Origin of the sequence: Bacillus xiapuensis, assembly GCF_002797355.1 — a bacterium.
GTDB classification, from domain to species: domain Bacteria; phylum Bacillota; class Bacilli; order Bacillales; family Domibacillaceae; genus Bacillus_CE; species Bacillus_CE xiapuensis.
Genome location: NZ_KZ454939.1, coordinates 546,179 through 569,471, shown reverse-complemented (window position 1 = coordinate 569,471; position 23,293 = coordinate 546,179). Strand labels below are relative to the sequence as shown.

At 41.3% G+C, this 23,293-nt stretch carries 20 protein-coding genes; 5 read left to right on the top strand and 15 right to left on the bottom strand.

From position 1 onward, the window contains the following. Nucleotides 1-112: 112 nt before the first annotated feature. The 9 genes from CEF20_RS02745 to CEF20_RS02710 form a co-directional block, all read right to left on the bottom strand. Nucleotides 113-2,047: a DNA polymerase gene (locus CEF20_RS02745; protein WP_100330392.1), complete on the bottom strand. Its 1,935-nt coding sequence runs from the start codon at nucleotides 2,045-2,047 to the stop codon at nucleotides 113-115. Between the two features lie 72 nt (nucleotides 2,048-2,119). Further along, the gene (locus tag CEF20_RS02740) at nucleotides 2,120-2,668 is read right to left on the bottom strand and encodes a DUF2815 family protein (protein WP_100330391.1); all 549 of its coding nucleotides are present in this window, start codon (nucleotides 2,666-2,668) and stop codon (nucleotides 2,120-2,122) included. Continuing rightward, the gene (locus tag CEF20_RS02735) at nucleotides 2,661-3,809 is read right to left on the bottom strand and encodes a DUF2800 domain-containing protein (protein WP_100330390.1); all 1,149 of its coding nucleotides are present in this window, start codon (nucleotides 3,807-3,809) and stop codon (nucleotides 2,661-2,663) included. The genes CEF20_RS02740 and CEF20_RS02735 overlap by 8 nt, the downstream gene beginning before the upstream one ends. Further along, on the bottom strand, nucleotides 3,802-4,104 hold the full coding sequence (locus CEF20_RS16805; protein ID WP_100330389.1) for an rRNA biogenesis protein rrp5: 303 nt from the start codon (nucleotides 4,102-4,104) through the stop codon (nucleotides 3,802-3,804). Before CEF20_RS16805 ends, CEF20_RS02735 begins: the two co-directional genes overlap by 8 nt. Then, entirely contained in the window at nucleotides 4,079-4,297 is a 219-nt protein-coding gene (locus CEF20_RS02725; protein ID WP_100330388.1) for a hypothetical protein, read from the bottom strand. The genes CEF20_RS16805 and CEF20_RS02725 overlap by 26 nt, the downstream gene beginning before the upstream one ends. A gap of 47 nt (nucleotides 4,298-4,344) precedes the next feature. Next, nucleotides 4,345-4,914: an ECF-type sigma factor gene (locus CEF20_RS02720; RefSeq protein WP_198508460.1), complete on the bottom strand. Its 570-nt coding sequence runs from the start codon at nucleotides 4,912-4,914 to the stop codon at nucleotides 4,345-4,347. Between the two features lie 158 nt (nucleotides 4,915-5,072). After that, complete coding sequence (locus tag CEF20_RS16800; RefSeq protein ID WP_198508459.1) at nucleotides 5,073-5,216, bottom strand: hypothetical protein; 144 nt, start codon at nucleotides 5,214-5,216, stop codon at nucleotides 5,073-5,075. A gap of 290 nt (nucleotides 5,217-5,506) precedes the next feature. Beyond that, nucleotides 5,507-6,229, bottom strand: coding sequence for an ImmA/IrrE family metallo-endopeptidase (locus CEF20_RS02715; protein WP_100330387.1), 723 nt, complete (start codon nucleotides 6,227-6,229; stop codon nucleotides 5,507-5,509). After that, nucleotides 6,226-6,609, bottom strand: a complete 384-nt coding sequence (locus tag CEF20_RS02710; protein ID WP_100330386.1) for a helix-turn-helix domain-containing protein — start codon at nucleotides 6,607-6,609, stop codon at nucleotides 6,226-6,228. The genes CEF20_RS02715 and CEF20_RS02710 overlap by 4 nt, the downstream gene beginning before the upstream one ends. 280 nt (nucleotides 6,610-6,889) lie before the next feature. On the opposite strand from CEF20_RS02710, the gene CEF20_RS02705 reads away from it, so the two are divergent. From CEF20_RS02705 to CEF20_RS02690, 4 genes are read left to right on the top strand one after another with little or no spacing between them, the layout of a single operon-like run. Then, nucleotides 6,890-7,111 (top strand): helix-turn-helix domain-containing protein, encoded by a 222-nt coding sequence (locus CEF20_RS02705; protein ID WP_100330385.1) that lies wholly within the window; start codon nucleotides 6,890-6,892, stop codon nucleotides 7,109-7,111. A gap of 48 nt (nucleotides 7,112-7,159) precedes the next feature. Next, nucleotides 7,160-9,238 carry a type I restriction-modification system subunit M gene (locus tag CEF20_RS02700; protein WP_100330384.1) on the top strand — a complete coding sequence of 693 codons (2,079 nt, stop codon included), beginning with the start codon at nucleotides 7,160-7,162 and terminating at the stop codon, nucleotides 9,236-9,238. Then, entirely contained in the window at nucleotides 9,238-10,605 is a 1,368-nt protein-coding gene (locus tag CEF20_RS02695) for a restriction endonuclease subunit S (protein WP_100330383.1), read from the top strand. Before CEF20_RS02700 ends, CEF20_RS02695 begins: the two co-directional genes overlap by 1 nt. Further along, nucleotides 10,605-13,613 (top strand): type I restriction endonuclease subunit R, encoded by a 3,009-nt coding sequence (locus CEF20_RS02690; RefSeq protein WP_100330382.1) that lies wholly within the window; start codon nucleotides 10,605-10,607, stop codon nucleotides 13,611-13,613. The genes CEF20_RS02695 and CEF20_RS02690 overlap by 1 nt, the downstream gene beginning before the upstream one ends. Before the next feature lie 197 nt (nucleotides 13,614-13,810). On the opposite strand, the gene rlmD is transcribed toward CEF20_RS02690, so the two are convergent. The 6 genes from rlmD to cax form a co-directional block, all read right to left on the bottom strand. Then, nucleotides 13,811-15,193: a 23S rRNA (uracil(1939)-C(5))-methyltransferase RlmD gene (gene rlmD / locus CEF20_RS02685; protein WP_100330381.1), complete on the bottom strand. Its 1,383-nt coding sequence runs from the start codon at nucleotides 15,191-15,193 to the stop codon at nucleotides 13,811-13,813. A 77-nt stretch (nucleotides 15,194-15,270) separates the two neighbouring features. Further along, the gene (gene pdaA, locus CEF20_RS02680) at nucleotides 15,271-16,047 is read right to left on the bottom strand and encodes a delta-lactam-biosynthetic de-N-acetylase (protein WP_100330380.1); all 777 of its coding nucleotides are present in this window, start codon (nucleotides 16,045-16,047) and stop codon (nucleotides 15,271-15,273) included. Between the two features lie 508 nt (nucleotides 16,048-16,555). Then, nucleotides 16,556-18,088: a fumarate hydratase gene (locus CEF20_RS02675; protein ID WP_100330379.1), complete on the bottom strand. Its 1,533-nt coding sequence runs from the start codon at nucleotides 18,086-18,088 to the stop codon at nucleotides 16,556-16,558. A gap of 197 nt (nucleotides 18,089-18,285) precedes the next feature. Next, nucleotides 18,286-18,462 carry an SE1561 family protein gene (locus CEF20_RS02670; protein ID WP_408607778.1) on the bottom strand — a complete coding sequence of 59 codons (177 nt, stop codon included), beginning with the start codon at nucleotides 18,460-18,462 and terminating at the stop codon, nucleotides 18,286-18,288. 101 nt (nucleotides 18,463-18,563) lie between these two features. Further along, nucleotides 18,564-19,367 (bottom strand): YfkD family protein, encoded by an 804-nt coding sequence (locus tag CEF20_RS02665; RefSeq protein ID WP_100331980.1) that lies wholly within the window; start codon nucleotides 19,365-19,367, stop codon nucleotides 18,564-18,566. Between the two features lie 139 nt (nucleotides 19,368-19,506). Further along, a complete protein-coding gene (gene cax, locus CEF20_RS02660; protein WP_100330377.1) occupies nucleotides 19,507-20,571 on the bottom strand; it encodes a calcium/proton exchanger in 1,065 nt (354 codons plus the stop codon). Between the two features lie 511 nt (nucleotides 20,572-21,082). Between cax and CEF20_RS02655 the strand changes: the two genes are divergently transcribed. Continuing rightward, nucleotides 21,083-22,996, top strand: coding sequence for a heavy metal translocating P-type ATPase (locus CEF20_RS02655; RefSeq protein ID WP_100330376.1), 1,914 nt, complete (start codon nucleotides 21,083-21,085; stop codon nucleotides 22,994-22,996). Nucleotides 22,997-23,293 lie beyond the last annotated feature (297 nt).

The window sequence follows — 23,293 nt, the reverse complement described above, 5'->3', positions numbered from 1 at the left end:
ACAAACAAGATAGCACGTACCGGTCATAAAATAAGTGCTATCCTGTTTTCATTATTTAAAAATTGAAGGTCTTTTAACCTCCTCCCACACGATTATCCGATTACCAATTAATTTAATCTTTTTGATAAAACTGACACTCATAACCATCAGCACTAAGCAACAGGCCATTTGCCCATGTTGGCATCTTAGCCATCTGTTCACAGATAGCGGAAAGTGACGTCCCCATATCTGCCTCGATGATAATTTCATCGTGTACATGAGCCACAATGGAACAATTCTTTAATGTCTGCATGGCATGACACAAGATGTCACGACTGATTGCTTGAACAATATTCTCTACAAATTTGGGACCGTAGCTTTCGATTCTTTCCCATTTCTTCGTTCCACCGACACCTTCATAAGTAACTGACTCACCGCCAAACATATTCTCTCCCATACGAGGTTTCACATAGGCAAGCCGTCTACCAGAAGGAAGAGCAATAAAGAGCATCCCGCTTTGATAGATAAATTTAATGCCGTGTGTCTCTGTGGGAGTTTTTTGCTTAACACAAGTTTTTACTGCCCGGTCAACATCCCACCAGAGTTTTGTGATATTGGGATTGGACTGTCTCCAAGCCGTTACAAGAGGCTGAAGTTCCTCTTCTTCAATTCCCATCTCCAAAGCACCCATTGATTTTAATGCTCCAACAGATCCGCCGTAACCGAGGGCTAGTTCAGCAATTTTTCCTTTCTGACGAAGATGGCCATTCACACCATGCTTTTCAACAGGTACATTAAACATTTGAGAAGCACTGGCACAGTAGATGTCTCCGCCGTTTTGGAAAACGTCTATTCTCCATTTTTCGCCTGCTAGCCAGGCAATGACACGAGCCTCAATCGCTGAAAAATCTGCCACAATGAACTTCATACCTTCTCGCGGTATAAAAGCAGTACGGATAAGTTCTGATAGTACCTCTGGGATAGAATCATAGAGCAAAGTAAGTGCATCAAAGTTTCCGCTTCGAACTAAAGCACGAGCTTGTTCCAAATCAGGCATATGGTTTTGGGGGAGGTTTTGCAACTGAATCAACCTGCCGGAAAATCTGCCGGTTCTATTAGCTCCGTAAAACTGAAACATTCCTCTTGCACGACCGTCACTACATACCGCATTCTCCATTGCCGTGTATTTTTTCACCGAGGATTTTGCAAGTTGCTGACGGAGTTCTAAAACAGTTCCTAGTGGTTCAGGAGCCGTCTTTAGCATCTCAGCAACTGCTTTTTTACCAAGGGTATCTGTTTCTAGCCCATTATCGGCAAGCCAGTCTTTCATTTGTTGTACAGAGTTTGGATTCTCTAAATTGGTTATATCTTGCATTAAAGCCATTAACTTTTCACGGGAATGTTCATCCATCACAACAGCCTGTTTTACGAAAGTCATGTCAATGGCAATGCCGCGATCATTGATTTCCTGGTCGAGATGATATTCCTCCCAGATATTTTCCGGCACCAGAAACTTAGAAAATCTCTGTTGTATTGACATCTCAGCTTCCACATCCCGAAGATTATAGGCTTTAAACCGCTCCCATTTATCCATGTCATGTTCTGGCAGATTACGAACTCGACCACCATTTGATTTAGTAGGGGAGCAAGGTGTACAGAAATATTTGATGAGGTCTTTACCCTCTGTTAGCTTTTGTTTCTCCAAACCTAGAACTGCACCGACTCCCTCCAAAGAAAGAGGTAATCCCATATATGCCGACCATATCATGGAGCATTTCCAGGATGCGGGGTCAAGATATTCTGTAAGGTTAAGCCATTTTGATAGACACACACGCTCAAACATTGCATTGAAAGCCCACTTGGTAACGGAATCATCCATAAGTGCGTTTATAATTTCATCGGGGATTTCCTCCCCACTGGCAAGGTCAACCACCTGTACTTCACCGCCATCCACCGAATAGCCAAATAGTAGAATTTCAAAATCATCACTCTCGGCATAACGGTAAACTCCAGACTTTTGAAGATTAGCACTGCTAAATGTTTCAATATCAATAGAAATAGAATTCATGTATTACCGCCCTTTCCAATGCAAACGAGGTGGCAGAAGAACAACCTCCACCACCACGCCTGCATTTATTCTTTATGCTAGAAAATCATCATCTTCAATAGTTGTGAAATCGTCAGCTGCATTGGTTCTTCCACCTAAAGGCTCTCCATCTCTTATCTTCTGGATGTTGCCAAGACCGCAGGCTACACCCTTATTGCCATTAGAGTTAAAAGCATAGAAATTTAGGGATACTCTTGCATAACAACCACTGTACACCTCGTTGCGATCCAGGATAGGTCTAACTGCTTTATCTACTATTTGGGGTGGAGTCTTGCTGTTGGCATTTACAAAGCAATGCCCTTTATATGCCTCATCATCACGTTCTACATCACCATCTCGAAGTGGTAGTTTGATAGCCGCCTTATTCGGCTTTTTACCACCAAACTTTGCAATGCCCTCTTCAATGGCTGCATCTACGGCTGCATTGATAGCATTGATGGTTTCCTTATCTGTTTTAGGAATCAATACGGATACGCTGTACTTTTCCGCTCCGCCATTGATAGATACTGGCTCCCAGCCATGAAAGTAGCTGAGGCGTGTGTTGACGCTTGTAACAACCTTAGTTCTGTTTTGATTATTCATATTCCAATTCCTCCGTTATTTCGTTAAATTCGTTTTTTACGTTTGATATATTCATAGCTGGCCGCTTATCCGAAAGTGGAACCAGCGTCGGCTTGCCTGGTGGTTTATGTATGAGACCACCGAGGATTTCTTCAAATTTCTTTTTGCCCATCAGTTTCTTCATTTCCGTTAAGGTAATAAGGCTGTGACGGTAGATATCCTTATAACCATTAGCCTTGGCTACTTCAGCCACAGCCTCTTCATCCTTATATTTGCGAACAGATCTGCCCTCGACTACCTTAAAACCGTGCCACTCTTTACCGTGATTAACAGCCGCATCCGTGGCATAGGCCATGATTTCATTTGACCACTTTGTAAGGTCTGACAGTTTAGAAAGAACTTCTTCAATTTCAGAGTCCGTAAGCAGGGGTGGCAATTTAAACTCCATTTGTGCTAGTTTCAGTTTCTCTTCAGCCCTTGCACGACATTTAACAGCTGCTCGACAGAATGTACACCATTCACCTGGAAGGTATTCGCCTTCGCCTTCATAAGCCTTCTTCGCCTTTGGTTTCAGTTCATTTTCTGCCCAATCTTTTAATTCCTTTACCGGGATTGTCCATGTGCTGACATTATCCCTGCGTGGCTGGAAGATGGTCATAGAAACCTCCTCGATGTCATACAAGCTATCGTAGATTTCCAAAGCACCAAGAGCATACAATTTCATCTGTGGGTTTTCCACTGCATCTACTAACACACCCATGCCATACTTAAAATCGATAATATGAAGCTTTTTATCGCCAATGATGATGCAGTCACCGGTTCCGAATCCCTGTGGCACATAGCAGGAAAAATCTAGACGTTGCTCAATAAGTATTAATGGGTCTGTACAGCTTTGCCTCGCTAGTTCAAGCTGCTCCATTACAAATTCCACATAAGCATCACTGTGTTCTTCCATCTCATCCGTGTTATAAGTTGAGATAGGACGCTTACTTCTCATATGAAGTGCTTTTTTAAGTTTATGTTCACAGAGAGCGTGGGCGGCGGTACCTTCGGCGGCTGCATTGGATTCGCTATTTTCAAATTCCAGTTCCAATCTTGCAGATGGTAGGCAATTCAGCCACCTATGGGACCCCGATGCGGAAAGTACTGCGTGATTACTCATTGCCTAGTACCTCCGCATCTTTCAGCATATCTGCATAATGTTTTGGGTCAACTTCGCTTAATTTAGAGCCACCGTATTTTTGGATGATTTCTCTTACTTGGGCAGTAAGACCAGCTTGACTCTTTTCAGCAAGTTTTGCTCTTACTTCCTCCAGAGTGATCTCCTTTTTCTTTGGCGCAGGTTCTTTTTCTTCGACAGGTTCATTGCCCTCCATTGCATCAGCAACCGCTTGTATGCTGTCTGCCAAAGAACGCATATCAGCAACCACATCAAGAAGTAGTTTGATTTTGCTCATGGTCTAATCCTCCCTCCTTAATCTCACTGATGGCAAGTTCCTGTACGGTGTCACCCGGAACAAGAATAGTCAGTTTCTGCTTATCACCAAGTAAGAAACGAAGGAGACGCTCCCTTATAGTGACATTACGACAGGAAACAATCCCGCCAGACTGTGGAGTTTTTGAAACACTGATTTTCAAGTTGTGTTTCATGTTCTTCACCTCTTTCTTGAGAGCGTTTATGTGCTGCCCTCTATCTATTAGCCGTGGCAAGAGGGGAAAGTTGAGGATTCTGGAAAAACTTTTTTGAAATTCTTCTTGGCTGTATCTAAACGGTGTGAAATGGCACTTTTACTAACACCCTCACGCTCTGCATACTCTGTTACAGAAACACCATCTAGGAATATAGCAATCAGTAACTCTGCTTGTTTTTCCTTGAGGGTCTTACGGATAATTTCACAGAGGTATTCATACTCTTCTTGTTTCTCACGAGTCACTTCATCGGTGTTATCAGGATATAACTCAATCGTATTTTCCTTTATGTTTTTACCTTCATTGTCATCAGTAACTTTTGAATAGCCCCTTTTTCCATTTAGCTTCTTAGGCGGGGTAGTAGCAGCTGAATGACGATCAAGTTTATGCCAATTATTGTACTCTGGCTTGTTGAAACGATCGTCCATAATTTCCTGTGGCGACCGTCGAGTCACCGTTTCCTTATCTTCGGCACAGGATAGCCTGTCCTCATAGTCCATATCGATCATTACAGTGCAGTCCTCGTCTGGTACCTCCAAATAGGTAGATTTATTTTCGTGCTGAATTCTAATTTTCATATTCTGGCTCCTTTCAAAAATGAAAAGAGCCGAGTATGAAAACTACATAAAAAGCCGAGTGTACGAAACACAAATGGCCGGATGATTACGAATTTGCGTTTCGTAAATCATCCGGCCATTTGGTAGCTCACACTCGGCTCCATTGCTCGGTATGTTTCTTATTTCTTTTTATAACGTTTGGTTTGTGCCAATGCACTAGCAGCTACAGATTTTGTCTTCGAGCTAGTTCTTCCATCTCTTAATAGAGAAGAAGCCTTACTAGCTACAGATTTAGATGTTTGTTTACAAGAATGTTTTGCCATGCTATTCACCCCCTTACATTGAAATTTATATGTTTAAGCCGTTTTAACAGCGGACTTAACACAAGGGATTTTCACTAACTTATTGCAGTGAGGACATTTCAACTCAATGTAGATTTTCTCTTTAGGTAACTCAGAGATGTCACACGCTCTTTTACCACAAACTGGACACTTTAGTTTTTTATTCATAAATATCTCCACCTCTCCCTTTGTAGTAAATACGCTTGTTCGCTTATTCACTACACTATGGTTAAAAAAAATGGAAATGTACAATAAAGTGCACATTTCCAGTGCTAACAACAAAAATATTCTTCAATTGAGCATGGGTCACGTGAAACTAGGTTCAATGTCTGTAGTCTATATTTCATTGGTGTATAATTTACGCTAAACAAACCTGCCATTTCACTAATAATGTCATTAACTCTATAATTAAGTGGTAAAGGTCTATCAGGTAATGTGCTACAACCTAATTTTTCTTTGAAAATATTATTAACCGCCTCTTGAGGCATTAAAAAAGCTGCTGCACAATAATTTGCCTGATATTCAATAATTTCTATTGCTGTCATATTCCTTCGGTTTCCTGTTTCTGTACGGAAAGCTTTCTTCTCGCAGAAGTGCTGATATTTAGCTGCTCTGTTATTGAAACATTTCTTATGAAGCCGTTGATGAAAACACTCATGGACTACTGTGAAATTTTCAATTCCAGGGTTATTTCCCTCCGAGATTGTCCTATCAATCAATATTGTTCCAGCATACACTGGTATTTTGGTTGGCATCATTCCTTTTTCATAATGATCGCTTGGCCATGCCCACCAATAGCCATCGTTATATGCAGTCATCCCTAAATAAGTACCATCGGGTGAGAGGTAAACCCAATCGGGTGTACATCCGATTGAATCAACCAAATCATATACATCAATAGGTTTAGGTTTTACCAACCTTTCAGCATCAAACTCCAGATTTAATTTATTAGCTTCTTGCTCTAATTGCGTTGGCGAATACTTATAATAGATCACGGATTTTTATCTCCTTTTTCCTTAGCTTCTAACATTTCTATAACCTTCGACCAATCGTCTTCATCAGCATTGATATCACGTGCTTTACGCAATGCAACGCGTAGTGTATCGTTACCCATTATATATTCTGGTAAGTCAGGAGAAACCGTGTTCTCTTTCGCTAAAGCTGCTAAATCAAATAATTTGTTCGTTTCGATTTCGGTAAGACTTAATGCTTCGGCTATCTTATAGATCTTTTCCTTGTCTGGCGGATAACGTCTACCCTTTTCAATATCGCTCATGTAAGCAGGAACAATATCTAATATTTCGGCTAGCTTGCGTAAGTTAATGCCTTTTTCAAGCCTTTTTTCTTTTACATATTCTCCAAATTGTGTATCCATAATAATCCTCCTTGTAGGAAATAAGCTTGTTCGCTAATTCCTAACGATATTATATCTACTACTTTTATCAATGTCAATCCCTTTTTAATAAAAATTCACAGAAAATATCCACAAAAAAAATCCCTTGGTTTTAGTATTTGGAATTTTATTTTAATAATTCGCTTTTGCAGATTTTTTCTTTGCGTTCCTATAATAATTATTGTTATTCACGCAATAAATGCTATAATATTAAGTATGTATTTATACATAACATAAACTGACGAATGAGAGGTGTAAGTAAATGGAAGTCAGTTACAAGAAACTTTGGAAACTCCTAATAGATAAGGATATGAAGAAAAAGGATTTACGAGCAGCAACTGGCTTGAGTACAACTACACTCGCCAAGCTTGGTAAGAATGAAAATGTCAGTACAGATATTCTCGTGAAAATATGTACAGCTTTAGAATGTGATATTGGAGATATTATGGAAGTCGTTGAAGATGAAGAATCTCCCACAAACTAAGATTAATACACATTAAAATTTGAGATTTAGACAAGGAGATTAGATATAATGGACCAACAAACTTATAATTCATTGAAATCATTTATATGGGGTATCGCTAATGACTGCCTAGTGGATGTATATGATGTAGGTGATTATCGAAAAATTATTTTACCAATGTTAGTTATTCGCCGATTTGATGCCGTACTTGAACCTAAACATGATGCAGTAATAGCGATGAAAAAAAAGATGGAATCGAAAGGCAGTATAGTAGATATCGACCCTGTTTTGTGCAGAGTAGCTGGGCAAGCTTTCTGTAATAAATCTGAATTTACTTTGAAAGACTTGAAGTCTCGTACTAACCAACAGCAATTAAAAAATGACTTCATCAATTATTTAGATGGCTTTTCAAAAAATGTACAGGAAATCATTGATAAATTTCATTTTAGAAATCAAATTAATAGGTTATCAGAGCAAGATCGACTAGGGCTCCTGATTGAGAAGTTTGTTGATCCGAGGATTAACCTTAGCAATCAACCTGTTCTAAACGACGATGGGAGTGTGCGCTTGCCTGCCCTCGATAATCATACGATGGGTACCCTTTTTGAAGAAGTTATCCGTATGTTTAATGAAGAAACAAATATAACAGATGCAGGACGTCATTTTACCCCTAGAGATATTGTTGAATTAATGGCAGATATCGCGTTTGTTCCTGTTCAGGATCAGATTCAGAGTACAACTTATCGTATTTATGATGGTGCCTGCGGTACTGGCGGCATGCTAACGGTAGGTGAACAGCGTATACATGAACTAGCTGAGGAAGCCGGAAAAAAGGTTTCTATAAAGTTATTTGGTCAGGAAAATGCTGACGAAACCTATGCGATTGCTTGCGCAGATATGCTAGTGAAAGGTGAAGGTACTCAGGCTGATAATATTTATTTTGGCTCAACAATATCAAATGACGGTTTTCCTCGTGAAGAATTTGATTTTATGCTTTCAAATCCTCCATTTGGAACATCATGGAAAGCTGAGCTTAAAGCATGGGGAGACATTAAAAAGGATGATATCACCGACCCTCGCTTTATTATTAATTATGATGGTAATTCTAACTATTCCTTATTACCTGATATCGGTGATCCTCAGATGTTATTTCTTGCAAATAATATAAGCAAAATGAAAACTACTACCGAATTTGGTAGTCGTATTGTTGAAGTACACAATGGTTCATCCCTCTTTACAGGGAAAGCGGGCAGTGGACCAAGTAATCTTCGTCGCTACATTATTGAAAATGACATGTTAGAAGCAATTGTAGCTCTGCCTGAAAATATGTTTTACAATACTGGTATCGGTACATTCCTTTGGGTTGTCACAAATAATAAGGCAAACGAACGTAAAGGCAAAGTTCAATTGATTGATGCCACTTCCTTAAAGTCTCCATTAAGAAAAAGTATTGGTGATAAAAATAGTGAACTAACTCCAGAGATTCGAAACCAAATCATATCATTATACCTTGCTTTTACAGAAGCTGATGAGACATATAGCAAAGTTTTTGATAATGAGGAATTTGCTTATTACTCAGTAGATATTCTTCGTCCACTTCGTTTGCGTGTGGAAATCTCAGAAGATAGTCTTGAATTATTAAAGCAAGAAGCGAAAGATGAGCCGTTATACTGTTTGATGTGCAAAGTTAAGGAATTGGTGGGTACTGAACCTTTATTAGATTATAATACCTTTATTGCCGACGTAGAGGACGCTGCAAAAGGAAGTAAAATTAAACTAACTGCAAAGAGGATTAAGACTATACGTAATTACTTCACTACAGTTGACGAGCAAGCTGAGCCAGTTAAAAGTAATAAAGGTGGTTATGAGCCTGATAAAGATTTAAAAGATAATGAGCAGATTCCCTATACTTATGAGGGAGGCATTGAAGCGTTCTTTAATAATGAAATTTTACCGTATGTCCCAGACGCATGGATAGATGAAAACTCCATAACTCTAGGATATGAACTCAGCTTCACAAAATATTTTTACAAACCAATTGAATTGCGAGAAGCGGCAGATATTATTACAGACATAAAAAAAATAGAAGCTGACACAGATGGGCTTTTGGCATCAATTGTCCAACTAACTGGAGGAGGTGATCATTAATGTTAAGACCTTATGAAAAATATAAAGACACAAGAGCCTTGTGGATTGACAAAATACCTTTTCAATGGGAGACTCGCAAAGTTCGTGAACTCTTTATTGAAAGAAAATTAAAAGTATCTGATAAGGACTATGCACCTCTGTCGGTAAGTAAAGCCGGTATTGTACCTCAGCTTGAAACTGCTATAAAAACGGATAACGGTGATAATCGAAAGCTCGTAAAAGCTGGTGATTTTGTAATTAACAGCAGATCAGACAGAAAAGGTTCAAGCGGGATCTCTCCTCTTGATGGTTCAGTATCCTTAATTAATATAGTATTAAAACCAATTACAAATGAAAACTCGCGCTATTTGCACTACTTGCTAAGATGTGTTCCTTTTACAGAAGAATATTTCCGTAATGGCAGAGGATTAGTGGCCGACTTGTGGACAACTCGGTATAGTGAACTAAAAAATATACACTTGCCGGTTCCACCACGCCAAGAACAAGACCAAATCGTCCGCTTTCTAGACTGGAAAATAACAGAAATAACCAGATATATCAAAGGGAAAAAGAAGGAAATCTCAAATTTAACTGAATTAAAGAACTCTCTAATTTTCCATGCTGTTACAAAAGGTTTTCATCAATCTGTAACAAAATCGAGTCAGCAAAGTTGGATTGGTGATATACCTGCTCACTGGGAAGAAAAAATGCTTTTTCAGTGTGCTGCAGAGCAAAAAATTTCAAATAAAAATGTTCATAACCAAAATTTGCTATCCCTTAGCTATGGAAGGATTGTAAATAAGGATATAAATACCACGACCGGCTTGCTACCTGCATCCTTTGACACATATCAGATAATTCATGATGGAAATATAATTCTGCGCTTAACTGATTTGCAGAATGATCATAAAAGTTTAAGAGTAGGTCTTTCAACTCAAACAGGTATAATTACATCGGCATACACATGTCTAAAACCAAGGGAAAATATGCTTTCTGAGTACCTTTACCTTCTGTTACATTCGTATGATGTGAGCAAGTTGTTTTACGGAATGGGCGGAGGTGTTCGGCAAAGCATTGGCTACAATGACATTCGAAGAATGATCGTTCTATTACCTCCAAAAGAAGAGCAACAAGAGATTGTATCCTATTGCCTCGAAGTACAAGCTAAGATTGACTTATTAATTGATAGTATTAAGAAAGAAATCAGCTATCTTGGAGAACTTCAAACCAAAACAATAGCAGATGTAGTTACTGGGCAAGTTGATGTCCGTGCCGTGAATATTCCAGAGTACGAAGTAGTAACAAGCGATGAACTTAATGAAGTTGCAGAAGAAGACATCAACGATGAACCAGATGAAGAACCTTTATGTGAGGAGGTCGTTGTTTAATGCACACCAATACTAAGGAAAATGGTTTTGAAACCCTTATTGTAAACTGGCTTGTTCAAAAAAATCATTATGAGCAAGGTTTAAACTCTGATTTCAATCAGGATTATGCAATTGATGAGGCGCGCTTATTCCGCTTTCTTGTTAATACACAAGCAGAAGTGATAAAAGAACTTCATATTCTAGACAGTGCATCTGAAAAGAAAAAATTCCTCGACCGCCTCAGCAAGAAGATTTCTGATGATGGTGTTGTTGAGGTTTTGCGTAAGCCGTTTAAATACAAACATAAAAGTTTAGATTTATATATGGTTTTGCCTTCTGATGGAAACAAAAGAGCTTCAGAACAATATGAAAAGAACATATTCAGTGTAACGCGACAATTGCAATATTCTAAGCAACATAGCCGCCGTGCACTTGATATGACTATTTTCCTAAATGGATTACCAATTATGACTTTTGAGCTTAAGAACCAGCTCACTAAACAAAATGTCCAGGATGCAATACACCAATATAAAACTGATCGTGAACCATCAGAACTTATTTTTAATTTTAAACGTTGTCTTGTTCATTTTGCAGTCGACGATAACGAGGTCTATATGTGTACCGAACTTAAAAAGGAGAAGTCCTGGTTTCTGCCTTTTAATAAAGGTTATAACGATGGTGCGGGTAACCCTCCAAATCCAAGCGGAATAAAAACGGACTATCTTTGGAAAGAAATTCTAACCAAGGGTGAGCTTTCAAACATACTTGAGAACTATGCACAAGTGGTCTGCGAGGAAGACGAAGAAACAAAGAAAAAAACCTATAAACAAATTTTCCCTCGTTATCACCAATTACAAGTTGTTAAATCCCTTTTGGCTGAAGCAGCACATCAAGGGGTCGGACAGCGTTATTTGATTCAACATAGTGCAGGAAGCGGTAAATCCAATTCTATTGCATGGCTTGCTCACCAGCTTGTTACGTTGAGAAATGCAAACGGAGATGTGTTTGATACCGTCATTGTAGTTACGGATCGCATTAACCTTGACAAACAAATAAAAAATACGATTCGTCAATTCATGCAGGTCTCCTCTACGGTTGGCTGGGCCAAGGATTCCTCTGAATTGAAAAAGCTACTTGATGAGGGTAAAAAAATTATAATCACAATTGTGCACAAGTTTCAATTTATTCTAGACGACATTACTAATATCCACAAAAATAGTAAGTTTGCCATAATTATTGATGAGGCCCATTCTAGTCAAAATGGCAGTCTCTCTGCTAAAATGAATATTGTTCTTTCTGGTAATGTTTATAGCGAAGATGATACAGTTGAAGATAAAATCAATAGTTTAATCGAAGGTAAAAAGATGGCTTCTAACGCCAGCTATTTTGCCTTTACTGCCACACCAAAAAACAAGACACTTGAGATGTTCGGTATGCCTTTAGTCGATGAGAATGGTAAGCCAGTCTATAACGAGGACGGTACAAGAAAAGCAAGACCACATTATATTTATACAATGAAACAAGCTATTGAAGAAAAATTTATTTTGGACGTATTAAAATATTATACGCCATACCAAAGTTATTATCATATTATCAAAACCGTAGAGGATGACCCCCTATTTGATAAAAAACGTGCTCAGAGCCGTCTTAAGTACTTCGTTGAATCGAATGAATTTGCTATTCAAGAAAAAGCTAATATTATGGTAGAACATTTTCACACTGATGTACAAATGAAAATTGGTGGTAAAGCTAGGGCTATGGTTGTGACTAGTGAAATCAAACGAGCTATAGAATATTATCATGCAATTAATCGTTCTTTAAAAGAACGTAAAAGTCAGTACAAAGCCATAATAGCGTTTTCCGGTGATGTTGTTTGGGAAGGGCAAACAGTAAATGAAGCTTCTCTCAATGGTTTTCCTAGCACAAAAATAGAAAAAATGTTTAAGAAAGAACCATATCGCTTTTTAATTGTCGCCAATAAGTTTCAAACAGGTTATGATGAGCCTCTGCTACATACCATGTATGTAGATAAAAAACTAGCAGATATTAAAGCTGTACAAACACTATCTAGGCTTAATCGTTCCTATAATGGTAAAAACGATACATTTATTTTAGACTTTGCGAATGATCCAGAAGATATCAAGAGTGCTTTTGAAAAGTATTACAAGACCACTATTCTTTCTGGTGAAACAGATGTAAACAAACTAAATGATTTGATTGATGAAATGGAGCCTTTGCAGGTTTATACAAAACAACAAGTTGATACTTTTGTAGAGTTATATCTTAATAATGCTGAAAGAGATAAGCTAGATCCAATTTTGGACTCCTGTGTAGAAAACTATAAAGGCTTAGAAACAGAAGAACAAATCTTATTCAAGAGCAGTGCCAAGAGGTTTGTTCGTACTTATAACTTCCTATCAGCTATATTGCCATACGGCTCTGTTGATTGGGAGAAATTATCTATATTTTTAAATCTTCTCATTAACAAGCTGCCAAGTCCAAATAATGAGGATGATTTATCAGAAGGCATTTTAGAAAGTGTAGATTTAGAAAGCTACCGAGTAGTTGCACAGGAAACAATGTCAATTACCCTTGCTGATGAAAATGTAGAAATCGATCCAGTACCAGTAAGCACTGATGTAGGAATACACGTTCCAGAATTAGATACACTGACACACATTCTTCAAACTTTTCATGACATATGGGGTGATTGTGATTGGACAGATGAGGATCGAATCCGCCGCCAAGTTGCTGATTTGCCAGATATAGTTAGCCGAGATGAAGCTTATCAAAATGCCATGAAATTCTCTGACGCTCAAAACGCACGTGACGAAAGTGACCGTGCTACGATTGAGGCAATTATGAATACAATCTCAACTGGCATGGAACTGTATGAAGCATTTGAAAGCGATAAACGTAACAAAAATAATCAATCCTTTAAGAAGTGGTTGTTGGATATGGTCTTTAATGCAACATACAGACCAAAAACTCACAAAGATCAATCCTTAGAGAATATTGAAAAAGAATAAGAATAGTAAAAAGGCACATCTATCCTGTCTCCTCAACCCCATAAAAAAATCTAATCTATCAACTCAACCCTATCGCTTTCAGGGCAGTTGATATGTTTCCTCAATAAATAAAAATAAGGATTTTCAAGGTTAAAAGGTACTGCCAGAAATCAGGCAGAAAATCCTCCAACCTTGAAAATCCTTTATTTATCAAAGCCTTATTTCTCCACCCTAGACATCAAGACCACACACTCAACGTGCGCTGTATGCGGAAACATGTCCACCGGCTGGATATACTCCACTTTGTAAATGGAGCTTAGCTGCTGGATGTCTTTCGCCAATGTGGAGGGGTTGCATGAGACATAAACAAAGCGTGTTGGCTTTATTTGCTTGATGGTGCTGAGGAAGGCAGAGTCGCATCCTGTGCGTGGCGGATCGACGATGACGACATCGGGGTGCCAGCCCTGTTTCAGCCATTTGGGCAGCCATTCTTCGGCGGTGCCCACTTGATAGAGGGCGTTCATTCCGTAAGCGGCGGCGTTTTGGCGGGCGTTTTCAATGGATTCGGCGATGACGTCCATTCCGCGAATTTCTGCGGCGTCTTTTCCAACCCAGAGGCCAATGGTTCCCGAGCCGCAATAAGCATCGACGATCTTCTCGGTTCCTGAAAGCTGGGCTGCTTTTTTCACCTCATTGTACAGCTTAACTGTTTGTTCGGGATTCAGCTGGAAAAAGGCCCGGGCGGATAAGGCATAGGTGTAGTCACCCAGCTGTTCTTCAATGGTCTCTTCCCCTGCCAGCGTAATCGTTTTCTCCCCAAAAATTAAAGATGTTTTTTTCGGATTAATATTTTGAATAATGGAGCGGACTTCTGGGAGGCGCTTCTTGATTTCATTGATGATCAGGTCTTTTTTTGGAAGCTCCTTCGTTGCGGTGATCAGCACGACTTGAATCTGGCCGGTGTTCACTCCTATGCGGGTGACGATCGTTTTCACAGCGCCTTTGTTTTTCTTCTCATCATAAATAGAGATATTTACATCCTGGAGGATATTCTTTACTGTTGTAAGCACCTCATTGATCTTGGGCTGCTGGACGATGCATTCGGGAATATCGATCAGCCGGTGAGAGTTTAGGCTGTATAGGCCGGCGATGACTTTTCCCTCGTGTTTGCCTGTTTGAAATTGGCTTTTATTGCGGTACTTCCAAGGATGCTCCATTCCTATGGTGTCCCGAATTTGCAGGCTGTCGACATCCAGCTTGGTATGGCGTTCGAACGATTGAATCACAATGTCTTTCTTTTCTTTCAGCTGCTGCTCGTAAGCGAGGTGCTGCAGCTGGCAGCCGCCGCATTGCTCGTATACGGGACATGGCGGCGCTGTTCTGTGCGAAGAAGCTTTTCTGATTTTCTTAATTTTCCCTTCTGCAAATTTGGGATGCACTTTCGTGGCTTCGACGACGACTTCTTCCCCAGGGAGGGCGCCCGGAACGAATACCACCTTCCGTTTAAAATACCCGACTCCCTCCCCGTTGATTCCCAGTCGTTTAATGGTCAAAGGAAAGCTTTGCTTTACTTTTAATTTCATTTGATCTTGCTGCTTCATTACGTCACTTCCTCTTTTCTACTACCCATTAGTATAACGAAAAACAGCCAAAAAAACAGGGCTGCCTGAAGCAGTCCCTATTTCTTTTGTTTATTCGTATAGTGATCCAGGCTTTCAAAACGGTATCCGCGTTTTTTCAAGTCTTTAATGGCTTGGGGCAACGCTTCAGCATTGTCTTTAGAAACGGTATGCAGCAAAAGGACTGCTCCGGGATGGATTTGCGCCATGATGTTGTCATAGGCATACTTCCAGCCCTTTTGCTGATTCGTTTGCCAATCCACATAGGCCAGCGACCACATCACATGCGTGTAGCCTTCATCTTTGGCTAGCTTTAATGTTCTTTCGCTCAAGATTCCCCTTGGCGGGCGCAAATATTTCATCTCTTTTTGCTTCGTTAGCTGCGCCGTTTTTTCCTTTACCATCTTTAGTTCTTCCTTTAATTTTTCATCATGTACTTGCGTTAAATCCGGATGATTCCAGGAGTGATTGCCAATAATATGTCCCTCCTTGTTCATCCTTTTGACCAGATCGAAAGCACTTTTTAAATAATGGCCGGTGACGAAAAAAGTCGCAGGAACTTTTTCTTTCTTCAGCGTATCGAGGATGCTCGCTGTATACCCATTCTCATATCCGTTATCAAAAGTTAAATAAACGACCTTTTCCTTTGGATCTCCTTTATAAAACGCTCCATACTTCCCCAACAAATCATCCAGTTCCTTCCCTGCTTCTGCCGGCTGTTCATTGCTTGCTTTTTTCAGCCCCCAATGAATCGCTTGATTGGATACAGCATGTGCCGGAAGCGCCTGGACAGTAAGAAGAGAAGAAATCAGCAGGACGTGCAGCAACCATTTCATAATCATCTTCCTTTGCTCTTTTCCTTTAGTTTCGATCGAAACAGAATAAATATCCGATCATCATGAAAAAAGTTCGATGAAAAATTTGGCATTGAATATCCGGGGAAACAGCTCTGGCAGACGAATTGCTTAACAAACAGACAAGCTGTTTTTTTAGGATTCATTCCTTGCCCTAGTTTCAGCCTTTATCCCGCATGTAACATGCCTTAATCAAAACTCTAAGCTAGAGAAAAAGGCAGCTATATGGACGATTTTTCCAGACCTGCACGATGCAGACGATAAAGAAATGCAACAGGCCGCTGCGATACGGAATTAAAAGAAGTCCGCTGAAAAAGCAGCCTTCATCACAAAAAGGAGTTCGTCACCTGCTGTAAAGGGATTAAGCTGCATATTATGATGTCAAAGCCATCACCTTTTCAGTGCCTTCCTTGTTTGGAGGTTGCCTTTATGGGCGTTCCAAGCAAAAAGTCGCCCCATCAAGTGATGGGACGACCGTATATGTGAATCATTAGTTGAATACTGGTTCTTTGAATTGAGCAAGCTTTTCTAAAGATGATTGATTAACGGAAGCGTGCAGGCTGTTGCCATGGGAGTCCATGGTTACGACAGCGGTGAAGCCTTCGACTTGCAGATGCCACATGGCTTCTGGAATGCCGAATTCCATCAAGTCTACGCCGTCAACCGATTGAATGCAGTCCGCGTAGTACTGAGCGGCTCCGCCGATCGCGTTTAGGTAGACGCCGCCATGCTCTTGAAGAGCTGCTAATGTTTTCGGTCCCATGCCGCCTTTTCCAATGACGGCGCGTATGCCGAATTTCTTCATGATGTCGCCTTGATAAGGCTCCTCGCGAATGGATGTGGTTGGACCGGCTGCTTTCACATGCCATTGGCCGTCTTCATCCTTCAGCATCACTGGGCCGCAATGATAAATCACTTGTCCGTTTAAATCTACCGGCGCATCGTGATCCATTAAATATTTATGGATCGCGTCACGGCCGGTGTACATTCTTCCATTTATTCGAACTATATCGCCCACCTTGAGCTGGCGAATTTGTTCTTCTGTGATAGGCGCTTGCAATGTGATCACACGCTTTTCTTCTTTCGGCGCTTCAGCGGGCTGTTCAAACGACAGTTTTTCGCCTTCCTGATACAGCCATTCCTGAATATCTCCCGTTTCGGCATGAACCTTTACGCCGAGGCGACGAAATGCCCAGCAGTTGTAAGCAACGGAAACGAAGAAACTTGCCGGCAAGCGGTTGATGGCACCAATTTTGCAGCCAAGCAGCGTCGTTTCTCCGCCAAATCCCATCGTACCGATTCCGAGCTCGTTTGCATGTTTCATAATATATTCTTCAAGCTTGCGCAAATCTTCATTCGGATTGACATCATCCACATGGCGGAAGAGCTGGTTCTTGGCCAGCTCATAGCCGGATGTGCGGTCGCCGCCGATACCGACGCCGATAAATCCTGCGCTGCATCCTTGTCCTTGAGCTTGGTAGACGGCATGCATAATGCATTTGCGAATTCCGTCAAGGTCACGGCCGGCTCTTCCCAAGCCCTCTAATTCACATGGCAGGCTGTATTGAATATTTTTATTTTCGCAGCCGCCGCCTTTTAAAATGAGACGGGCATCTATGTAATCGTTTTCCCATTGTTCAAACTTAATGACAGGGGTTCCAGCACCCAGATTATCCCCGCTGTTCTTTCCCGTTAATGAATCAACAGAGTTAGGGCGCAGCTTCCCATCTTTCGTCGCTTGCACAAGCGCCTGATGAATGGCTTCTTTAATTTCTAGCTGATTGGCTCCTACAGGTGTTTTCACTTTAAATGTCGGCATTCCGGTATCTTGGCAAATAGGAGAGATATTGTCATCGGCCATCTGAATATTATTCGTAATGGTAGCAAGACTCATCGCCGCACTTGTGCCAGCGTTTTCACGAATGACAGCAGCTTTAATCGCGCGGCGCACATCTTTCGGCAAATTGGTGGATGTTTCCACGATTAATTGATACATGCTTTTCTGCAAGTTTTCTAGATTCATTGTGATCCCCCTCATGCTTTGTATATAATTACCCTCATTGTTCATTATAGCCCTCACTTCATCGCTTTAAAAGAAAAAATTGCAGTGGAGATTTCCCAGCCGAAAACGCTATCATTTCGCCATCACTCGCACCCGCTTTAGTGGAATGCCAAAAAAAAGCTGAATCCGCTGTTGCCGGATCAGCCTTTTTTGTTTTCTTAACGAACTTTAAATTGTTCACACTTCGTTTCAATATCATCAATCATTTGAAGCAGGCGGTCGATGTCTTCTAAATCTGTATCCGCCGGATCCATGGAATCGAGCACTTCCAGAAATATATTCAATCTTTCCTTTAAATAAGTGATTTGTGATGATTTGTCTGTGATTGGCTTCAAAATGGATTGGCCCCTTTCTATTCAAATGCAGGAAAAGTTCCATTTCATGTTAGCTGATTCCCTCATCCATTTCAATGCTTTTAATTTCACCTATTCATTTTTTACGGCTGGCGCACTGAGCGGAAACTGAAGGACAGGTGATTGCTGATCGGAATCCATGCGCTCACCTTTTTCGTCGTCATATTTTTGATCACGAGAGCCCGTTTGCTGCCGGTCAGTACCAGGAATACTTCTCCATAAGCGACCCGTCCTTTTTCATGAATGGCCGGAGCAAAAGCGCTTAAATATCCAGCTGTTTTCGGAGCCACATTATAAATATCATTTTGCTTGGTGCCGTTTCCAATACTTGTTGCATACGCTAAAGGCAAATTCGTGCGCTGGATCGCTTCCTTTAGTACCATCTGCTTGACTTCCTCCGAGCGGGGAAGCTTAACGGACAGCCCTCCCCTCACTGTTTTATGTGCTTCTTGAACATAATGCATTTGATAGATGCTTTTTCCGGCGCGATTATCAAAGAAATTCGTATTAACCTTTTGGTACTCCCAATTAGCGCTTGTTTCATCTGAGCTGTATGACAGCGGCCACTCTCCCAAAAAGACCGTTGCCCTCATGCCAATGGAAAAGAGCGATTTATTGACCGATGTTTCATTCAGCATGCGGATAAGCCGGGGATTGGTGATCTTCGCTTTCGATGTGCTTAATAATTCCTTCGTCAACTCACTCGGCTGCAAATCAGATAGTTCCTGCTCCTCGTTTAAATAAGTATTATCTTGTGATAGGTCCTTAACCGAAGGAGGGATTGGCAAAGAAGGTTTGTCTTCCTTCTTGGCTGCGGCGGCAAACTCTCCTAATCCGGTGAAAGCAAAGACTGCCGCAGCAGCCAAAAGCAAACGGATGATTTTCATGATGTCAGTTCCTCCAAGCATTCTTTTTTGCATAGTTTACACCTGAGTGTTTTTTCTTATCCATGAATTCAAAAAGCTGAAAAGCCGATCCCCATAAAAAAACCGCTGCAGACGCAATGTCAGCAGCAGCTTCTATTCATTACAATAAGTAAAAGCCGATTCCCATGATGAAATAGGCCGCCAGCAAGGTTAAGCCCTCAAACCAATTCGTTTCTCCATCGTTGGAGATCACAATCGCCAACAGCACCGCTGTCACCATGGACACTAACTCTGGCACAGTGAACACGAGCGGCATTGTTTGAGGAAAGAATAAGGATAATAAAACGAGCACGGGCGCCACAAACATAGCAATTTGCAAAGTGGAGCCGACCGCGATCTCCACGGCAATATCCATTTTGTTTTTCATCGCCATAATGATGGCGGAAGCATGCTCAGCGGCATTTCCTACAATCGCCACGATAATAACCCCAATAAATAGCTCAGACCAGCCGAAGCTTTCGCCAACCGATTCAAATGTATGAACAAGCCCCTCTGACACATAAGCTACAGCCAATGTAGCCACCAGAAGAATGCCGAGCGCTTTGCCTTTTGACCACTCAGGCTCCTCTTGGGATTTCTCAACTGCATTTCCTTCTTTCTTCTTTGAAACATAGACGCCTCGATGGGTGACCAGTTTAAAGAACAGCGCAGCCAAATAGAGTGCTATTAAGATAATGGAAATTCCGATGCTTAATGTCAGCGTTTCTGAATCATTCATGGACATTGAAAAGATTTCAGGAATAACGAAAGCGACGATCACCGCAAACATTAATAACCCGGAGTTATGTCTGGCATCATGGACACTAAATGTTTGGCGCTTAAATTTAATTCCACCCAAAAAGAAGGAAAGCCCGGCTACAAGCAGTAAGTTTCCTAAAACCGATCCGGTTAGTGAAGCAAGAACCACTTCCACTAATCCTGCTTTTAAAGCGAAGATGGAGATAATTAATTCCACAGCATTTCCGAATGTAGCATTCAGTAATCCGCCGATTCTTGGGCCCGCTACAATCGCTAAGCTTTCAGTGGCCCGTCCCATGAAGCTTGATAAGGCTATGATCGTCACACAGTAAATGACGAACATTACTAAGCTGGGCCAATGCATCAATGAACCGGCAACCGATAATGGCACACCCAGCAGTACAATTCCTCCAAATATTTTGTTCATAAGATATCCCTCCTTCAATTTAACGTGAAATGGGGTCTTCTTCATCACGCACTGATGAAAAGCAAAGCCTAATCCTTCGTAAGCTGCTTCAGGCAGTTCCGAACAGTTTGGGTATATGCAGGATATGGATTCTCTGTCTGCATCTCAGTGCGCTCATGAAAAAAACGGGACGGCTTTCTTCCTTTACTTTACATACCCCATTTTCCTTATTGTTCAACAATCCGTTCCTGTTCATTCTTCAGCAGCTGCGCGATATCACAACTGATCTCCTTTCTTTCCGTCCTCCCTCTTTGTTAGGAAAATAAAGGGGCTATCAAAAGCTTTTCTTTTCTTCTCGAATATGGTAAGATGATCTACATTATAATAATTATAAATTAATAAAAAAGATATTTTATTTAAGAAACACCTATTTTACGCCATTTGATAATAATTTTCAGTTATAACCACTGAACTAACTTTGATTATTATTATCAATTAACTCAAATAAATTTCAATTAGGAGGATTAAACATATGGATGCACAAGTGAAAGCTTCGCACATTAAAGAACAGAAACACCCTCGCTGGATCGAGAGTCTAATGCCCCATGCCGAACTCATTGCCGCCTTATTCAGCGGTTTGCTCATTCTAACTGGGTGGCTATTAGAAAAGAACGGCCTGCAAGCAGCGGCGATTTCCAGCTACTTATCCGCTTTTGTCATTGGGGGATTCGCCAAAGCAAAAGAAGGAATAGAAGAAACGATCGCCAATAAAGAATTGAATGTTGAAATGCTAATGATTTTCGCTGCGATCGGCTCAGCAATCATCGGCTACTGGACGGAAGGCGCGATTCTCATTTTTATATTTGCCGTTAGCGGTGCGCTGGAAACCTATACACTAAATAAAAGCCAAAAAGAAATTTCTTCCCTGATGGAAATGCAGCCGGAAGAAGCTTTGCGGATAACAAATGGCAGAGAAGAAAAAGTTCACGTGTCCTCCTTGGCCGTTGGCGACACGATTCTCGTCAAGCCCGGGGAGCGCATACCTGCGGATGGAGAAATTATCAAAGGGCATACAACATTGGATGAAGCGGCCATCACAGGCGAATCCATTCCCGTTTCCAAAGAGACGAATGAAGAGGTGTTCGCCGGAACGGTCAATATCACCGGATCCATTTATATCGAAGTAACTAAAAATTCCAGTGAAACCTTGTTCCAAAAAATCATCGAGCTTGTACAATCGGCTCAAAGCGAGAAATCACCCTCTCAATTATTTATCGAAAAGTTTGAAGGCACTTATGTCAAAGCAGTGCTGGCTGTTGTCGGTCTAATGATGTTTCTGCCGCATTATGCGCTCGGCTGGAGCTGGACTGAAACATTTTATCGGGCAATGGTGCTGCTTGTGGTCGCTTCACCATGCGCACTCGTCGCTTCCATTATGCCGGCAACACTCTCCGCTATTTCAAAAGGAGCGCGGAACGGAATTTTATTTAAAGGAGGCGTGCATTTAGAAAACCTGACGAACGTAAGGGCCATTGCCTTTGATAAAACCGGCACCTTAACGCAGGGAAAACCGCAGGTAACAGATATGATCGTTCGTGAGGGGCTGGATAAACAGCTGCTGCTAAGTGCCGTCGCGTCGATTGAAAGCCAGTCCAACCACCCGCTGGCACAAGCCGTAGTCCGCTACGCCCACCAGCAGCAAGTGGACTATTCTTCTCCGGATCATTTAGAGGATGTATCCGGCTGGGGAGTGAAAGGAATGGTGGATGCAAAGGAATGGAAGATCGGAAAAGCGGATTTTGTCGGCCGCGAAGAAGCATTCTCCTTCGCTTCCGGAAGGGCAAAGCAGCTTGCCGAATCAGGCAAAACGACTGTGTTCGTTGCCGATGAGCAAGGAATCGCCGCTGTTATTGCCTTTAAAGACTTAATCCGTGAAGAAACGAAATGGGCGCTTGATCTCCTAAAACAAGAAGGCGTCTATACCATTATGCTGACAGGTGATAATGAAAAAACAGCCAAAGCCATTGCCGAGGAAGCTCATCTGGATAGCTTCATTGCTGATTGCTTGCCGGAACATAAAGTTACGCACTTAAAACAAGTCATCAAAGACCACGGAACAACCGCCATGGTTGGTGATGGGATCAACGATGCTCCGGCTCTTGCCACCGCTCATGTCGGCATAGCCATGGGAGAAGGCTCAGACGTCGCCTTGGAGACCGCGGATATCGTCTTAATGAAAAATGATCTCCCTAAGATAGCGGAAGCCATTCGGCTTTCCAAGAAAATGAAGCGCATCGTGAAGCAAAACATTGTCTTTTCTATATCTGTAATTATGCTGCTGATCATTTCGAACTTTTTTCAAATCGTCGACTTGCCATTCGGCGTAATCGGCCACGAAGGAAGCACGATCCTGGTGATCCTGAACGGATTGCGGCTATTAAAATAAAATGAGTCGTTAAACAGCGGTGGTTCTTCCCTCACCGCTGTTCATCGCAACAGCCTGCTGCAGCGCCTTTGTCAACTCCATCGGACAGCTTAGCGGGATAAAGCGAATCTCTCTAAAAGCCGTTCAGAACATGCTATCCCAACTCAAAAACAAAACCAAACTGAACCGCCCCTCCATTGTAAGATACACTCTAACCATGGAGGGGCGGTTCCAATTCTTAAGTTTTCTTTCGGGTGTGCTGAATTGAAAAAATTTATTGGACAGCCCCCGCCTCTTTGTTCTCTCTTCCATCTCATT

Excerpts from the sequence above, each read along its gene's own strand:
- CEF20_RS02745 (WP_100330392.1), bottom strand. The coding sequence starts at position 2,047 with ATGAATTCTATTTCTATTGATATTGAAACATTTAGCAGTGCTAATCTT.
- CEF20_RS02740 (WP_100330391.1), bottom strand. The coding sequence starts at position 2,668 with ATGAATAATCAAAACAGAACTAAGGTTGTTACAAGCGTCAACACACGC.
- CEF20_RS02735 (WP_100330390.1), bottom strand. The coding sequence starts at position 3,809 with ATGAGTAATCACGCAGTACTTTCCGCATCGGGGTCCCATAGGTGGCTG.
- CEF20_RS16805 (WP_100330389.1), bottom strand. The coding sequence starts at position 4,104 with ATGAGCAAAATCAAACTACTTCTTGATGTGGTTGCTGATATGCGTTCT.
- CEF20_RS02725 (WP_100330388.1), bottom strand. The coding sequence starts at position 4,297 with ATGAAACACAACTTGAAAATCAGTGTTTCAAAAACTCCACAGTCTGGC.
- CEF20_RS02720 (WP_198508460.1), bottom strand. The coding sequence starts at position 4,914 with ATGAAAATTAGAATTCAGCACGAAAATAAATCTACCTATTTGGAGGTA.
- CEF20_RS16800 (WP_198508459.1), bottom strand. The coding sequence starts at position 5,216 with ATGGCAAAACATTCTTGTAAACAAACATCTAAATCTGTAGCTAGTAAG.
- CEF20_RS02710 (WP_100330386.1), bottom strand. The coding sequence starts at position 6,609 with ATGGATACACAATTTGGAGAATATGTAAAAGAAAAAAGGCTTGAAAAA.
- CEF20_RS02705 (WP_100330385.1), top strand. The coding sequence starts at position 6,890 with ATGGAAGTCAGTTACAAGAAACTTTGGAAACTCCTAATAGATAAGGAT.
- CEF20_RS02700 (WP_100330384.1), top strand. The coding sequence starts at position 7,160 with ATGGACCAACAAACTTATAATTCATTGAAATCATTTATATGGGGTATC.
- CEF20_RS02695 (WP_100330383.1), top strand. The coding sequence starts at position 9,238 with ATGTTAAGACCTTATGAAAAATATAAAGACACAAGAGCCTTGTGGATT.
- CEF20_RS02690 (WP_100330382.1), top strand. The coding sequence starts at position 10,605 with ATGCACACCAATACTAAGGAAAATGGTTTTGAAACCCTTATTGTAAAC.
- rlmD (WP_100330381.1), bottom strand. The coding sequence starts at position 15,193 with ATGAAGCAGCAAGATCAAATGAAATTAAAAGTAAAGCAAAGCTTTCCT.
- pdaA (WP_100330380.1), bottom strand. The coding sequence starts at position 16,047 with ATGAAATGGTTGCTGCACGTCCTGCTGATTTCTTCTCTTCTTACTGTC.
- CEF20_RS02675 (WP_100330379.1), bottom strand. The coding sequence starts at position 18,088 with ATGAATCTAGAAAACTTGCAGAAAAGCATGTATCAATTAATCGTGGAA.
- CEF20_RS02665 (WP_100331980.1), bottom strand. The coding sequence starts at position 19,367 with ATGAAAATCATCCGTTTGCTTTTGGCTGCTGCGGCAGTCTTTGCTTTC.
- cax (WP_100330377.1), bottom strand. The coding sequence starts at position 20,571 with ATGAACAAAATATTTGGAGGAATTGTACTGCTGGGTGTGCCATTATCG.
- CEF20_RS02655 (WP_100330376.1), top strand. The coding sequence starts at position 21,083 with ATGGATGCACAAGTGAAAGCTTCGCACATTAAAGAACAGAAACACCCT.